Here is a 13640-nt window from a genome sequence, read left to right as displayed (position 1 = left end):
ACCAATGCTTTATGGTATCCCTCTCTACCCTACATAATAGTTTGGAGTTTCCTAGTGCTTTGTATAAAATTTTCTGTGCACCTTTGGGGTACTTCATACAATATCTTTCCTCTTTTGTAACCACAACGTCACACCCAAGAAAATAAGAGTTTGCAGTCCAAGAATACCCCAATTTAATCCGAGGTTCCGCCACGTGGGTTCATAAACAGAGGAGGTTGTAACGAGTTTGTCCAAAGGCGGTAGTCCTGGAGTCGGTGTTGTTTTTGGCACCATCGCGTTAACGTTTACTAAAGTTCCATAAGCTCCCATAGACCATCGACTAATTGTTACCCATCCCAATTTACCTGGTAATCCTTTAAGTTCAAAAAGCACCCCAGATAAAATGATTTGTGGTATCATAATTAAAGGAAGAATGCTGTTTCCTTCGTTCTCAGTCTTGACAAAGGCTGAAATCATTAAACTTAAGCTGATGCTAGCCAGAAGTGTTAAAAAGCTAGTAATGCCTAAACCTAAAAACCAAGGTATGAGGTTATATTCGGGAGATTTGAAACCGATTAAGATGGTTACAACAATCAACGCAGTTTGAAGAATTGTTAAACCAGAACGAATTAGGATCTTAGAACCTAAGTAAGAAAATAAGCCAAGATTAATTAATCTTTCGCGGGCATAAATGCCTGATTCTTTCACAATTTCGCCGACAGAGCTAGATAATCCAATCCAAATTCCAATACAACTAAAAATAAATAGCACTTTAAGTGCTAGGGGATTTTGGCTAAGTTCTAGAGGATTAAGTTTTTTCAGGGGGGTTTGATCGTGCAAGATCCAAGCGGTAAGTGCGATCGCAATCGGACCCGACACTAATGAGAAAATTAAACTGGAGCGATCGCGTAGCGCCAACTGGAAAGCCCGTTGACTCAACAACCATAGCTGTTTAAAAGGGGATATTCCAGTATGGAGCTTATCAGTAGCATTAGAGTTATTTTGATTACCAGGACTTAGAAGAGATTTTACGTAGGTTTTATACTCCAACGATGCTAAATATTTCTGCGACCAATTATCGACGTTTACTCGAACTTCGTCCGGAGTCGTGCCTTGGTCTAATTTAATATAAATATCTGAGAAATATTTTAAATCAGTAGAAGGCATCTCAAAAAAGTTTAGTGCTTGCTGAGGAGGGCCAAAATAGCACAGCTTTCCTCCCCTACCCATAAAAGTTATGCGATCGCAAACCTCAATATTGGCAGTAGCATGAGTCACTAACACTACTGTTCGCCCTTGATCTGCTAACTCCCTCAGTAGTTTCATCATTTCTTTGTCTAAACCAGGATCAAGACCAGAAGTTGGTTCATCAAGGAAAAACAGTTTAGGATCTGCTAATAATTCAACACCAATACTGACACGTTTACGCTGTCCACCACTAAGGTTACGAATAAAGTTAGTTTTAACGTGGCTCAACTTGATTTGCTCTAACGTGGTTTCAACCACCTGCTTCACATCTGTATCTGGTGGTAGTCGCAGTTTACATGCGTAACTTAAAACTTCCTCAACAGTCAAGTCAGGATGTACAATGTCATCTTGAGGGACATAGCCAATCTGCGATCGGTAAACTGCCCAATTTTGCCTTAAGTTATCTCCATTCAGAAAAACTGAACCGGAAGAGACTGGTTCAATTCCTAAAAGAGATTTCATTAAAGTTGATTTACCAGCACCGCTACCGCCAACCAAAGCAACTAACTGTCCAGGTTCAATCACCAAAGACACATCATTTAGGATAACTTTTTCACGTCCCGTTTTATCTTTAACTCTCCGTAGGAGTTTGTGAACATCAAGACGAATTCGACTTCCATTATTTAATAGTTCTAAGTATTCACGGTGATAAAGCAGACTAAAAGGACCTATCTGAATTGTGCTACCCTCTCTCAAAGGGAAGCGTTTCAATATCCTTTTGCCATCAACAAAAGTTCCATTTGTGCTAAGGTCGTGTAGGATGTGTCCACCGTGGCTATCAGGATAAATCGTGGCGTGCAATCGGGAAACTGTAGGTGCTTCTAATTCCATTGAGGAATATTGATTTGCTTTGAGTGCACGACCTAGTTGCACAGGCCATTCCTTCAAATCTTTTAGAGCCAAACGACGCTTGCTGGGCATTACTACTTGCCCTTGACCGCTCTTGGAGGGATTATAATAAGCTAGTAAGACTCGACCGTGAGGATTTTGTCCTATTTCCAGATGCATTCCATTTCTTAAAAGACACCCTTCGTGACAGTTAATCCGCGTTTGGTTGATGAATATCCCATTGCTGCTGGGCTTTAAACCATCACCATCGTAAATCCGATAGTCATCTCCTTCTTGTTTTAAAATTAATTGCCTTCTAGAGACAACTTCCCAACCTGTATCTATTTGTAGATCTGCCCAAGAATGATCCCGCCCTAAACGATGTTCTTGTTTATCAAGTGGAATCTGAAGGATTTGTCCTTGATTATTCAACAGTAAAAAAGTTTGAGGATTAACGTGCGTTTCTTCTTCAAATCTATTCTTCATAATTTATTCCCGAAAAATCCAACGCTTTCTACCCCTACGAATAGAAAAATCGTCTGGTATTACTCCCAACACAAGTATAAGGTTACCGATGTGATTTTTTATCTTTTGCCTAGACGGTAATCTTGGCGGGGAAAGGAGTAAGCGGTCAAGCAAAATTATTGTATAGCTGTTAAGACTTACGTGTTTCCTATCTCTACAAAGTTTTAACTTTGCACAGGTACTCATCAGTCCAATACGTATAATTTTTTAAGATAACACTTTCTAATAAACTTGGGCTGAAAAATTTGTAAAATTTACTTCGCGATCTTCTAGCAGCGTAAAGGACTTTTATCTACTGCCACCTATGCTATAAATTACTCTACGGAGGTCACCCTCTGAGGAGTCTTGCATAACATTTTTATTTTCATGACTCGTACAGCTTTTAGAGTCTTGTGCGCTGACTTTTTTGTGACATCTGCCAAATGTTGATGGTTTTATCAAAACTTGCTGTAGCAAGGGTTTGGGCATCGGGTGTGAAAGCGACAGCCCAAACTTTATCAGGGCTACCTCTGAGAGTGTTAATTTCCCCTCCCGTAGTTAAATCCCACAGTTTTATAGTCTTATCCCAACTACCACTAGCAAGAATTTTTCCATCTTGGCTGATGGCAATATTCTGCACTTTACCTGTATGTCCTACCAATGTATGAATATCTTCCCCTGTTGACAAATTCCACACTTTTATACTATTGTCCCAGCTACCGCTGATAACGGTTTTACCATCTGGACTAAAAGCAAGGGAATACACAGCATCAGAATGACCTCGAAAAGAGCGAATTTCTTTTGCTTTGCGTAAATCCCACAATCTAATGGAATTATCGAACTGATTGCTGCTGACTATCATTTTGCCGTCTGGACTGTAAGCGATCGCATTAATTACGTCACATTCACCCTTTAATGTGCGAATTTGTGTTCCTGTTGACCAATTCCATAACTTTATGCTCTGATCCCAACTGCCACTAGCAAGGGTCTGACCATCAGGACTGAAAGCTATAGATTGAACCGAGGCTAAGTGTCCCCGAAGTGTACGAATTTCCTTACCTGTTGTGATATCCCACAGCTTAATGGTATTGTCAGTGCTACTACTAGCAAGGGTTTTTTCATCAGGGTTGAAGGCAAGAGAATTAACCCAATCTCCGTGCCCAGTGAGGGTGTAGAGTATCTTTCCTGTAGCAAGATTCCACAATCTAATCGTCTTATCTGTACTCCCACTAGCAAGTATTTTACCATCAGGACTAATAGCGAGTGCTAGAACTGGACTAGAATGTCCTTTAAGGGCTAAGCTAAATGAAAAATCCCCCAACACTATTTTTCGAGACCCATTAAGAGGAGAAAATATAGTGATTGCCGCTGGGGAAGATTGCCAATACCAAAGCCCCCCGACTAATAAAAGTCCCACTACGGCACCTGTGATAACTGTTCTCATTTGGATATGTTGCGATGCAGTCCTCATAGGATAGTGTATAATCTGTTAGTGTTTATCAGTGTTCGACTGGAATAATTTGTAATGCCTAATTTATTTGAGAATTACGGTCTACAAACTATTTCGGTGTTTCTCTGTATAAACCTAGTGAGGGATTATACCAAAGAATAGAGACACACGTCAGCGTATTCTCCTGCAATTACACCGATTCTATTGTGCTACTTTAATACAAGTAAAACATCTTACTCTTGTAAGATAAACTTAATTACCGATTCTCCAAAAGATATTCCGGATTTTTTTAAATTTTATAGAAAAATCAATTTGTTCTTTATACACTTGCATTAATTTTAACTTTTGTATTATTGGCAGCCCTTAGTTCGATTCACCATCACTGCCAAGGTACTCTCGATAGCCACAAATTTTGTCTTCACGCACATCAAACGAAACCGCTATCCGATTTTTGTAAGGTTTTCCCAAAAATGTTCCCTCATCACGGAACTCAAAAACGACAGTTGTCTGATTGCTAGTAACACGGTCTAAAGTTAGGGTCAGTCCACCTTCGAAGCATTCAGAAACGTATTGGAAAAAAGCTTGAGCTTTATCTTTTCCCACATTTAGTCCATGGAATTTTCCTATAGGAAACCAGAAGCTAAAGTCTTCGGTAAGCATATTGAGAAACAAATCCCACTCACCTGTGGCTAAACCATCAGTGAAATACTTAAATGCCTCATGTCCAACTTTCAACGTATTGTCTGCTTCCATCGCAACCTCCAAGTAATAAAGGGGTTATTAGTTGTTTTTTACACATAACACATAGCAATTGTGTTAGTGTATTAATTTACTTTAATAGGACGATTTTCAGCTAAGTCTCAATCTCATTGATTATAAGTAGATTAGCGTAAATATTTATAGTTGGGAAGCCTGACGTGACAACAGAAAGAGCTTGACTTTTATTTGTATTTGTTTACACACCTTAACAGTAATTCTGTCTGATTACAATTAATATAAAACGTTTAGAAGTATATTAATGTCACAAATTTGGCGTTCTTATTTGGGCAATTACATCATAGTAACTTAACAGAAAAATAACACACCTCTAAATTACAAAAATTGAGTTTTATTTCGTTCACTATGCACTAAAACAGCTAATTGATATTTAATATAAAGTTATTAAGAGTGTATTTAGTGACTAGCCGTGAATTTATTCATCATTTTCATCAGGAAATTTTAATAAATAGATAACTTTACCTCCGGTTAGTACCTAATTTTCCTCGTAAAGGTAATTATGGGGCGCATCCCTGATTCCTAATAGAGCAGGTTTCCATCATGACACGTATTATTGTCATTACCTCTGGCAAAGGTGGGGTGGGTAAAACCACAGTAACAGCTAATCTAGGTATGGCTTTAGCTAAGAAGGGGCATCAAGTCGCATTGATTGATGCTGATTTTAATTTGAGAAATTTAGATTTGCTGCTAGGTTTAGAAAAACGTATAGTCTACGGTGCGTTAGATTTCCTAGCAGGAGAGTGCCGTATAGAGCAAGCTTTGGTTAAAGATAAAAGGCAACCTCGCTTAGTACTTCTACCAGTCTCACAAAAATGCTCCCAAGAATCAGTAAAACCAGAGCAAATGAAATCATTGGTAGATGCCTTAGCACAGAGGTATGAATACGTGCTAATAGATTGCCCAGCAGGGATTGAAATGGGGTTTCAGAATGCGATCGCCCCTGCGAGTGAGGCGCTAATCGTTACTACACCAGAAATTCCTGCTGTTCGTGATGCTGATCGTACACTCAAGCTTCTAGAAGAAGAAGGTATTAGAAAGATTGAATTAATTATCAACCGTGTCAAACCCTTAATAGCACGGCTTTTTAATCTGATGACAGTGCAAGATGTTCAAGAACTTTTGGGAATTCCCTTATTTGGAGTAATTCCCGAAGACGAAAGTGTGATTGTTTCGATAAATCAAGGTGAACCATTAGCCCTAGCACAAGATAAATCAAAAACAGCTATAGCGTTCGATAATATTGCTTCCCGACTCCAAGGAAAAACCGTCGAATTCCTTGACTTTGAAGGGTTGTACAATGAGTTGTTGGAAACAGAAGAAGAAATCGATCCAACGACTAGTTTTGCAAATTTATGCCCGTATTTTTGACTAAAAACTAGGATGCCTGAAATTTACTTTCACACCTAGTAATACGAGGATGTATATGCTTACTATAAACATGGTAAGCATATTTTATACTTAGGATTTCTGACCTTCACTTTTATGGGATGAATTCCTTTTCCTAATTTTGGAACTTGAAGCATTACTCCGGATATTAGGTGTATCTGTGAGAAGTACAATAAATCCACTTAATCCTGTCTCCAGAGTAGTATCGCTTAGTAAATCTAAGACAGAGACTTGTAAAATCTCTTCAATTAGTTCCTTAATTTTAGGTTCGATGACGTTACCTAAGTCAGAATGAACTTGCTTTGCTAGTTCTTGGCGACCTGCTTGAGTAAGCAATTGCTCTGGTTGGGTGATAGCATTCTCTAATAATATTACTAAGTTTTGATCTGACAGTTGGCAAGTAACTTTACTTGGTTGGTGTCCTAAATACTCGCGATATAAAGCCTGGATGCGCTGCGCTAAGGTTCTTTCTACTTGACCGCGTGTTGGAGTTAATCCTGTAGACATATATTCTTTAATTGTTTTCAATGAAGATGTGGAGCTCAGGGAACACTATACAAGGAAAGCTGAGTTCCGGTTTCTCAAAAATCAAATACGAGTTCTATGGTACTTTTATTTGATTTCATTAACCTCTATCATGTTGCCTATCAAACCCTCAAAGTTGTTTTGGGAGATACACGGTAAATACACTCCCCTTGCCTAGTTCGGAGGAAATATCTATTTTGCCTTTGTGTGATTCAATGATGCGGAGGGATAAATGTAGTCCCAATCCACTACCAGAACGTTTATTTTTTCCTTGACGAAACCGTTCAAAGAGTATTGCTTGATCCTCTGACGCAATCCCATACCCAGTATCTTCTACTTGAATTATTGCCCATTTTTGGTCGTTAGGAGGCAGAAATTTCTCAAAAACACGAATATTGACACCACCTGTATCTGTAAACTTGATAGCATTTCCGATCAAGTTGCTCACAACTCTTCTTAGTTCTAGGCGATCCCCCATCACTATACCAGCATTTGCGTCTTGTTGATCTAAGTTACTTGCGTCTATATTCACACTTAAACCTTTTTCTTTAGCAAGAGGAGTTAGTTCTTGAACGACTTCCTGAACGATTTCTCCTAAATGACAGTTTTCAAACTGTAGAGTCTTTTTACCTGCCTCAAAACGGTAAACCTCTAAGAGATTGTTAACCATTTGTAACAAATTATGGTTGCTACGAATCATTGCGGCGATCGCCTCTTTCATTTCCGGGGAAATCTTACAAAAAGTTTCTGTAGCAAACAAATTTAGCATACGATCTGCAGCAACTAAAGGGGTTCGCAAATCATGAGTCATCCGTGAAACGAAGTCCTCACGTTGGCGTGTCATCTTTCGCTGTTCGTCAATGCTATGTTTAAGACGTAGGAGCGATCTTACCCTTGCCAATAGTTCATCTTGATCAAAAGGCTTACAGATAAAATCGTCTGCTCCTGCATCCAAACCTTCAACAACGCTAGCCTCTTTAAAAGCTGTCACTAGCAGAATAGGGATATAAGGTAACTCGCTATTATTACGTATTCTACGTGTTACCTCATAACCATCCATTCCTGGCATCATAACATCTAGCAAAATTAAATCGGGCGGAGCTTGTACGATTTGCTGTAGAGCGTTTCTCCCATCAGATACTATTTGAACTTCGTAACCTTCAACCTCTAAAATTGCTTCTAGTAGAATCAGATTGTCAGGAGTATCATCTACTGCTAAAATACGCTCTATTTTAGAATTTTCGCTATATAACATAAGATCTCAGCGATTTGAAAAACTCATATATATTTTTTGTTTTAGAGATTATAACGTTTTTTCTTTCTCTTACTTTAGTTTTTCTGAGTCATAGTACCTTTTTTTAGGTGCTAAATCCCTTAATGTAATGCTTGTATTTAGAGTAATGAAATGCAGGTAGCTTGCTATATTAATTTTGAAAAATTGTGCTTCTTTCATATTGTTTATGTAGCATGAATAAGAGGGGCATCTCATCCTCTATTTTAATTATAAGATTAGACACGAAGCAATGAAAGGTTTGGAACAGTGAGGCAGTTAGGTTACAGCCTGTAACATATCTTCGCTTTTTGTACTTCTTTTTAGAAGACGGTCTAATACTAGCGTCATTTTAGATGCATCGATCCGCCTTGTCTTCAACCGTTAGTTATAATTTTTTGCCAACTTTTACCTATCGTAAGTTAGAATTCTCAGACGTAGAGACGAGGAAAAATTTTCACCGTTAAACATGGAAGTGGTCCTGTTAGTTTGCCTTTTTGGTCTCAAATCGTGGTTGCAAGAGATTAAGGTTAAGTGCCAAGCAAACAAGAATATGGTCAAATAAAGATAAAAACTAGTAGGACTAAGGTACTATACAAATTGAGCATTATATGTATTAAGGATAAGGAATTTTGTCTTTCCATACAGCCTGAAAACAAGAAGGCGTAGGTCAAAACAATTGTGTTCTTAGCTTTTACCGTATTTTGAATGGTAGGTTTATTTACGCACTCACAGTAGTATCGCCCTTAAACAATCACTTGTTGATTGTGAAGCAGGTTATAATCTTTTAAGATCATGTCAGCTAGCTATATATCCCAGGCTAGATAGTGGTTAGGTGCAACTGGCAAAAACTCAGAGAATTGTATATCTCTATCGATGGATGAAATTTTGATAAAAGATCATCTATCTTTAGTTTTGGAAAAAGAAGAGAACCGCAAAATAATGGCTATCTACACCTGGATATCTCACTATGATTTACTAAAAGCTTATGAAACCTAGAAGATTAGAGGTAAAGTAAGGCGGTTTTGGAAGTTCTGCCAAAACTCCTATTTCTATACAAATCTCAAAAATATACTTTGGGTCAAGGTCTTAACAAGTGAGATAGCAAAGCGTAAGTGGCTAAACTTATGAAAAATGCGGGGATTAATGCAACTAGGAGTCAGAGAGTATTAATGATGAGTGAAATTAATATAGTTTTAATTGAAGATCATGACCTGACAAGAATGGGGCTGAGAGCTGCACTACAGTCCAACAATGGGATAAAAGTAATTGGGGAAGCACCCAATGGAACTAAAGGATTGAAACTGCTGGAAACGGCTAAGCCAGATGTAGCGGTTGTGGACATTGGGTTACCAGATATTGACGGCATCGAACTCACACGGAGGTTTAGGCAATTTCAAACAGAAAGTGGGGACACAGCAACTAAAATTCTTGTGTTGACGATGGATCATACAGAGGATGCTGTACTTGCAGCTTTTGCCGCTGGAGCAGATTCTTATTATATGAAGGATACTAGCATTGATAGGTTAACAGAGGCGATACAAGCAACTTATGAGGGTCAATCTTGGATTGATCCGGCGATCGCTAACGTTGTGTTGCAGCAAATGCGCCAAGGGTTACCGAACAACCAAGAATCTGATCAGCCTAAAACAGTAAAAATAGAAGCACTACCCTCTGAGTATGAGCAAGTTCTAGAAACATACCCACTAACACAAAGGGAACTGGAAATTTTAGAGCTGATTGTAGCTGGGTGTAGTAACGGGCAAATTGCTGAGCGGCTTTATATAACAGTTGGAACTGTCAAAACCCACGTTCGGAATATCCTCAACAAGTTATGTGCTGATGATCGTACTCAAGCTGCTGTTCGCGCCTTACGCTCTGGATTAGTCGCTTAACTTCCTGCTCTACAGAAACGGGGATTCTTAAGACATTACTCTCTCTGACTTATAAGAGGGAGCTCTTAGCAGGGAATATTCCTCTTTCATGCCTGGCGGTGAAATTTTTTTCATCGGGACTGCCTTAATATCCCTACTTCTAAGGTTTCTAGGATCAATACGTACAGTCTTTGTCTAAGAGTGTACTGATCCACCCTTCTTCTATGTCCTCGACACGCGTAGCCTTAAGCCCCTATTTTTAGGGCATGCGTGGCTTAATATAGTAGTTATTTTTTACAGAGTCATGCTGAAGCGACGCATTAAAACGCCCCTCGGGATCTCCTTCTCCTCTGGGAGTCTCTCAACTCCCGAAGGGCATTTTGCGTTTTAGAATCCTGACATATATTTATTTTGTCTAGTCAAAAACTCTTTTGACCTCATCTTTAAGATTTTCTACAGTGTGCTCTATTTGAGCTTCTGCTTGTTTTGCTTGTCCTTCTGCCTTTTGCCTTGGATTACCAGTTATTTCCCCGAAAGCTTCTTGAACTTTTCCCTCAATATTTTTTGCAGTTGCTTCGACTCGTTTTTCTAAGCTCATATTTCTTCTCACTTAATATTTTATTTTTTGTTTGTTATCGTTATAATATCAGTTTCTATTTTTTTAGCCTTCCATCATAAGGCAGGCTTTATCAAAAATTGCATCCGACAATCGGTATTCACAACTATTGAACCAAAGTTATAGAATAGCCGCTCATTTGAGTACAAATGTAGCGGCTGATTTAGTCAGAAAATTTAAATATTTACACCCCTACAGGTGTTTTCTTTTCTGTTGATGGGTTCGAACCATCTGCTTGAAGTGCTTCTCCTTCAATGAACGAGCGCAACATCCAAGCCATTTCCTCATGACCTTCCATTATTCCTGTTAGGAAATCAGCAGTTCCTTCATCGTGGAATTCATCGGCGCACTGATCCACATGTTGCCGGAGATTGCGGATGACCTGTTCATGGTCTTCTACTAGGTTAGCCACCATTTGGCTTGCAGTTGGAACGTTACCAGCGTGTTCTTTGAGAGTTGCAACCTTCAAAAACCCTTCCATTGTCCCAATTGGATAACCGCCTAGAGCACGCACTCGCTCAGCGATAGCATCGATAGTTTCAGTTAATGCTGTATAGTGTTCTTCCCAAAGTTGGTGTAGAGTGCGGAACTGAGGTCCAACTACATCCCAGTGATACTTTTTGGTTTTAACTAATAACAGATAAGCATCTGCCAAATCTTGATTCAATAAGCGACTGACCCCTTGACGTTGCTCTTGTGTCAAACCAATGTTCACTTGACGCATTACTTTAAATTCCTAATCTATCTTCTCTTCTAACTTCACAAATTCGACCTCTAATTAACATCAACCCTAAGAAAGATTAGAAGGTTAAACTGAACTTCCCTAAATTATAAAGATAGCAAGAGACATCTTGAAAGATTTTTGCTCATCAAGATGTCTGCCACCAAAATCTAGGTATTCACAATTTAACTTTGCTAAAGCAACACTCTTTTAGTGAGGATGTTGCGTATTTAACGTTGGTTACTTCTTACCCGTTACTCTGTCTAGAAGATTTTTAGCAGTCTCTCCTGCAGAAGTTGCTGTCTGGGAATTTTCGGGACGCTTCATTTTGTCAATATCCGCTGCTCCCTGAACCTCGTTAAGCCCCTCGTTTGATCTCTTTTGAACTTGTTTCAATCCTAGGGGTGGCTCTGCACTTACTTCGTCAGTTAGACGCTGGGTTTCTAATAACTGTGTAGTAGCATCTTCTGGATTACTTTGTGAACCGCTGATTGCAGCAGCAGGAAAAGCACTAGAGAAAAACAGTAATGCACAGGTAAAAACAGCGATTAGAAAGCGCACTGGACGCAACATATAATAAACCCTCCAAACATTAACATTTACTAAGTTGATCAGCCTTTTTATCAGCTGTCATAGATAGATGACAGATCTTGTTCATGAAGATGAAGAACAGATGTTGTTTATCCTCATGAAGGATTTCTATCCATAGGTTTTATGGATAAACATTTTTTCAGTATTCAGCGCTCAAAAAGCAATCTTGCACCACGAATAAATCAATAACGTTGGCTTAGAAAGCTAAGCGCTGGCGCTATCCTTCTATGTTTGAATGCTTAATTGCAAAACGCAATTAATCTGATATATAGGCTCTATCTGATACGACTCTACTTGGAAAATGCTAAGAGATTAATCGACCTATAGACTGAAGTTTGAGGAGTATATTCTACTCTACATGTAATACTTCATTATCATGATAGGCAAACCTAACATGATCTAGGAAGAAATATAATAATTACTAATTGTTTTAATGGATTTATAACTGATAACTGATAACAAAAGGGTGGAAAGTTTGTTTCCTCCACCCTTGAAGTTGATTTTATTCGCTGCAGACAGAGGTACAAGCTTGAGCTTCCAGCCAAAGTTTGTGGAGAAACAACTCAGTGCGATCGCTTACAGCTGTGACAAACAAACCATCAGCATCAACAGCACCATTTGATAACCAAGAACCTCGCAAAGTGACTTCTACGAAATCAAGGTCACAAACATCCAGCGCAATAATTTCTTGGTCATCTTGATACGCAAGAACCCTAAGCACTTCTACTCCTGATAAATTAACAGGAAGCAAAAAGGAAGCAGTGCTGGGTTTAACACATAAGACTTGTCCAACTCGCAGCGCCAAAATTGCTTGTTGCGCTACCCATTCTTCTAGCGACTGGACTACATACTCTAAGTAAAAACTAGTTTCAGTATATATTAATTTCAACATTCCTTATGCTCTCCTGTTATTCCAGGTTTGCTTGCACATCCGTCCAGAAGTGTCTCGAGGACAAAAAAATAGTTGGATGCATTGCTCTCTCTTTTTGACTCCTCATACAAAACCCCCGCTTCGACTGTTGCGGAAGCGGGGGTTGGAATTTGGCCATTGACTTTTTTCGTCTTATGTGAAGCACAACCTCAGTAATGCTTATACCTCCCGCTCCTTTTATTTAGTTTTGTTACTGTAATGCTGGCATATCTAAAATCATGACTGCCCTCAATCTGTTGCCATTGGTTTACGCTACGGTTACTCATAAATAAATACTCCACGTTCAAATAAGCTAATTTCCAAAAAACTTGGGCCTTGTTAGCAAATTTTTAAGAAAAGAAAATATACAATTGCTTGAAACAACGCAGTGACAAGTAATTTGGCCTACAATGATTATTTCCACAAAAAATTTCACCTATTGAACATTCCTTTAAACATACTACACTTGTATTACTATCCTGTCCATACTTTAAGGAGAAAAACTCATGCATACAATCGCTCGTACCCCAACCACTGATATGGAAGTCACCAGTATCCGCTTAGAGCGCGATCTCAAAGATAAACTCAAAGAACTAGCGGGAAATCAGGGGTACCAAGCTCTCATCCGGGATATTCTATGGAACTATGTCCAGCAAAAATCAGGAGAGTGGAAACCCCGATTTTCAAAGGCCGATATTCGGGCTAGCATAGCCGCCACGGCTCAACAGGAAGAACGCTGTGTACTTACTGGTCAACTCATTGAACCGCGACAACCGATGTTGTTAGGACTCACAAGAAATGGCGAGATGGTTCCTCTGAGTGTCGAGAGCTTAGCTATTTAAACTTGGTTTTTGCTAATGCAGTTCAGTTACTACTTGACAAGATGTAACTGAACTGCATTGATGTAGGAAGAATTTTCTGTCGTCCCCTGCCTCAAGAGCTCCCCCTGCCTCCCCGAACG

General features: G+C 39.1%; 12 protein-coding genes. 3 read left to right on the top strand and 9 right to left on the bottom strand.

Annotated elements, in window-relative coordinates; genetic code table 11:
• Positions 1-93: 93 nt before the first annotated feature.
• From G4P69_RS04135 to G4P69_RS04125, 3 genes are all read right to left on the bottom strand, one after another.
• Positions 94-2541 carry an ATP-binding cassette domain-containing protein gene (locus G4P69_RS04135; protein ID WP_208341551.1) on the bottom strand — a complete coding sequence of 816 codons (2448 nt, stop codon included), beginning with the start codon at positions 2539-2541 and terminating at the stop codon, positions 94-96.
• A gap of 421 nt (positions 2542-2962) precedes the next feature.
• Positions 2963-4003 (bottom strand): WD40 repeat domain-containing protein, encoded by a 1041-nt coding sequence (locus tag G4P69_RS04130; RefSeq protein WP_208341550.1) that lies wholly within the window; start codon positions 4001-4003, stop codon positions 2963-2965.
• Positions 4004-4372: 369 nt separating this feature from the next.
• A complete protein-coding gene (locus G4P69_RS04125) occupies positions 4373-4762 on the bottom strand; it encodes a nuclear transport factor 2 family protein (RefSeq protein ID WP_208341549.1) in 390 nt (129 codons plus the stop codon).
• A gap of 564 nt (positions 4763-5326) precedes the next feature.
• On the opposite strand from G4P69_RS04125, the gene minD reads away from it, so the two are divergent.
• A complete protein-coding gene (gene minD, locus G4P69_RS04120; RefSeq protein ID WP_208341548.1) occupies positions 5327-6154 on the top strand; it encodes a septum site-determining protein MinD in 828 nt (275 codons plus the stop codon).
• Positions 6155-6244: 90 nt separating this feature from the next.
• Here minD and G4P69_RS04115 read toward each other — a convergent pair whose 3' ends face one another.
• Positions 6245-6679 carry a DUF2294 domain-containing protein gene (locus tag G4P69_RS04115; protein ID WP_208341547.1) on the bottom strand — a complete coding sequence of 145 codons (435 nt, stop codon included), beginning with the start codon at positions 6677-6679 and terminating at the stop codon, positions 6245-6247.
• Positions 6680-6827: 148 nt separating this feature from the next.
• Complete coding sequence (locus tag G4P69_RS04110; RefSeq protein ID WP_208341546.1) at positions 6828-7952, bottom strand: sensor histidine kinase; 1125 nt, start codon at positions 7950-7952, stop codon at positions 6828-6830.
• A gap of 1190 nt (positions 7953-9142) precedes the next feature.
• On the opposite strand from G4P69_RS04110, the gene G4P69_RS04105 reads away from it, so the two are divergent.
• Positions 9143-9862 (top strand): response regulator, encoded by a 720-nt coding sequence (locus G4P69_RS04105; protein WP_208341557.1) that lies wholly within the window; start codon positions 9143-9145, stop codon positions 9860-9862.
• Between the two features lie 394 nt (positions 9863-10256).
• Here the strand turns inward: G4P69_RS04105 and G4P69_RS04100 are convergent, their stop codons facing one another.
• The 4 genes from G4P69_RS04100 to G4P69_RS04085 all read right to left on the bottom strand — a co-directional run bounded on the left by G4P69_RS04100 (position 10257) and on the right by G4P69_RS04085 (position 12661).
• The gene (locus G4P69_RS04100) at positions 10257-10439 is read right to left on the bottom strand and encodes a CsbD family protein (protein ID WP_208341545.1); all 183 of its coding nucleotides are present in this window, start codon (positions 10437-10439) and stop codon (positions 10257-10259) included.
• Positions 10440-10641: 202 nt separating this feature from the next.
• Positions 10642-11181 carry a Dps family protein gene (locus tag G4P69_RS04095; protein WP_208341544.1) on the bottom strand — a complete coding sequence of 180 codons (540 nt, stop codon included), beginning with the start codon at positions 11179-11181 and terminating at the stop codon, positions 10642-10644.
• 237 nt (positions 11182-11418) lie between these two features.
• A complete protein-coding gene (locus tag G4P69_RS04090) occupies positions 11419-11751 on the bottom strand; it encodes a hypothetical protein (RefSeq protein WP_208341543.1) in 333 nt (110 codons plus the stop codon).
• Positions 11752-12271: 520 nt separating this feature from the next.
• Positions 12272-12661 carry an alr0857 family protein gene (locus G4P69_RS04085; protein WP_208341542.1) on the bottom strand — a complete coding sequence of 130 codons (390 nt, stop codon included), beginning with the start codon at positions 12659-12661 and terminating at the stop codon, positions 12272-12274.
• A 524-nt stretch (positions 12662-13185) separates the two neighbouring features.
• On the opposite strand from G4P69_RS04085, the gene G4P69_RS04080 reads away from it, so the two are divergent.
• Complete coding sequence (locus tag G4P69_RS04080) at positions 13186-13521, top strand: ribbon-helix-helix domain-containing protein (protein ID WP_208341541.1); 336 nt, start codon at positions 13186-13188, stop codon at positions 13519-13521.
• Positions 13522-13640: the final 119 nt, after the last annotated feature.

The sequence above is a fragment of the Aetokthonos hydrillicola CCALA 1050 genome, assembly GCF_017591665.1.
Taxonomy (GTDB): domain Bacteria; phylum Cyanobacteriota; class Cyanobacteriia; order Cyanobacteriales; family Nostocaceae; genus Aetokthonos; species Aetokthonos hydrillicola.
The sequence above is the reverse complement of the archived record's forward strand: the minus strand, read 5'-3'. Positions and strand labels throughout refer to the sequence as shown.

Coding starts and splice junctions, on each gene's coding strand:
- G4P69_RS04135 (WP_208341551.1), bottom strand. CDS start 2,541: ATGAAGAATAGATTTGAAGAAGAAACGCACGTTAATCCTCAAACTTTT.
- G4P69_RS04130 (WP_208341550.1), bottom strand. CDS start 4,003: ATGAGAACAGTTATCACAGGTGCCGTAGTGGGACTTTTATTAGTCGGG.
- G4P69_RS04125 (WP_208341549.1), bottom strand. CDS start 4,762: ATGGAAGCAGACAATACGTTGAAAGTTGGACATGAGGCATTTAAGTAT.
- G4P69_RS04100 (WP_208341545.1), bottom strand. CDS start 10,439: ATGAGCTTAGAAAAACGAGTCGAAGCAACTGCAAAAAATATTGAGGGA.
- G4P69_RS04090 (WP_208341543.1), bottom strand. CDS start 11,751: ATGTTGCGTCCAGTGCGCTTTCTAATCGCTGTTTTTACCTGTGCATTA.
- G4P69_RS04110 (WP_208341546.1), bottom strand. CDS start 7,952: ATGTTATATAGCGAAAATTCTAAAATAGAGCGTATTTTAGCAGTAGAT.
- G4P69_RS04085 (WP_208341542.1), bottom strand. CDS start 12,661: ATGTTGAAATTAATATATACTGAAACTAGTTTTTACTTAGAGTATGTA.
- G4P69_RS04095 (WP_208341544.1), bottom strand. CDS start 11,181: ATGCGTCAAGTGAACATTGGTTTGACACAAGAGCAACGTCAAGGGGTC.
- minD (WP_208341548.1), top strand. CDS start 5,327: ATGACACGTATTATTGTCATTACCTCTGGCAAAGGTGGGGTGGGTAAA.
- G4P69_RS04105 (WP_208341557.1), top strand. CDS start 9,143: ATGAGTGAAATTAATATAGTTTTAATTGAAGATCATGACCTGACAAGA.
- G4P69_RS04115 (WP_208341547.1), bottom strand. CDS start 6,679: ATGTCTACAGGATTAACTCCAACACGCGGTCAAGTAGAAAGAACCTTA.
- G4P69_RS04080 (WP_208341541.1), top strand. CDS start 13,186: ATGCATACAATCGCTCGTACCCCAACCACTGATATGGAAGTCACCAGT.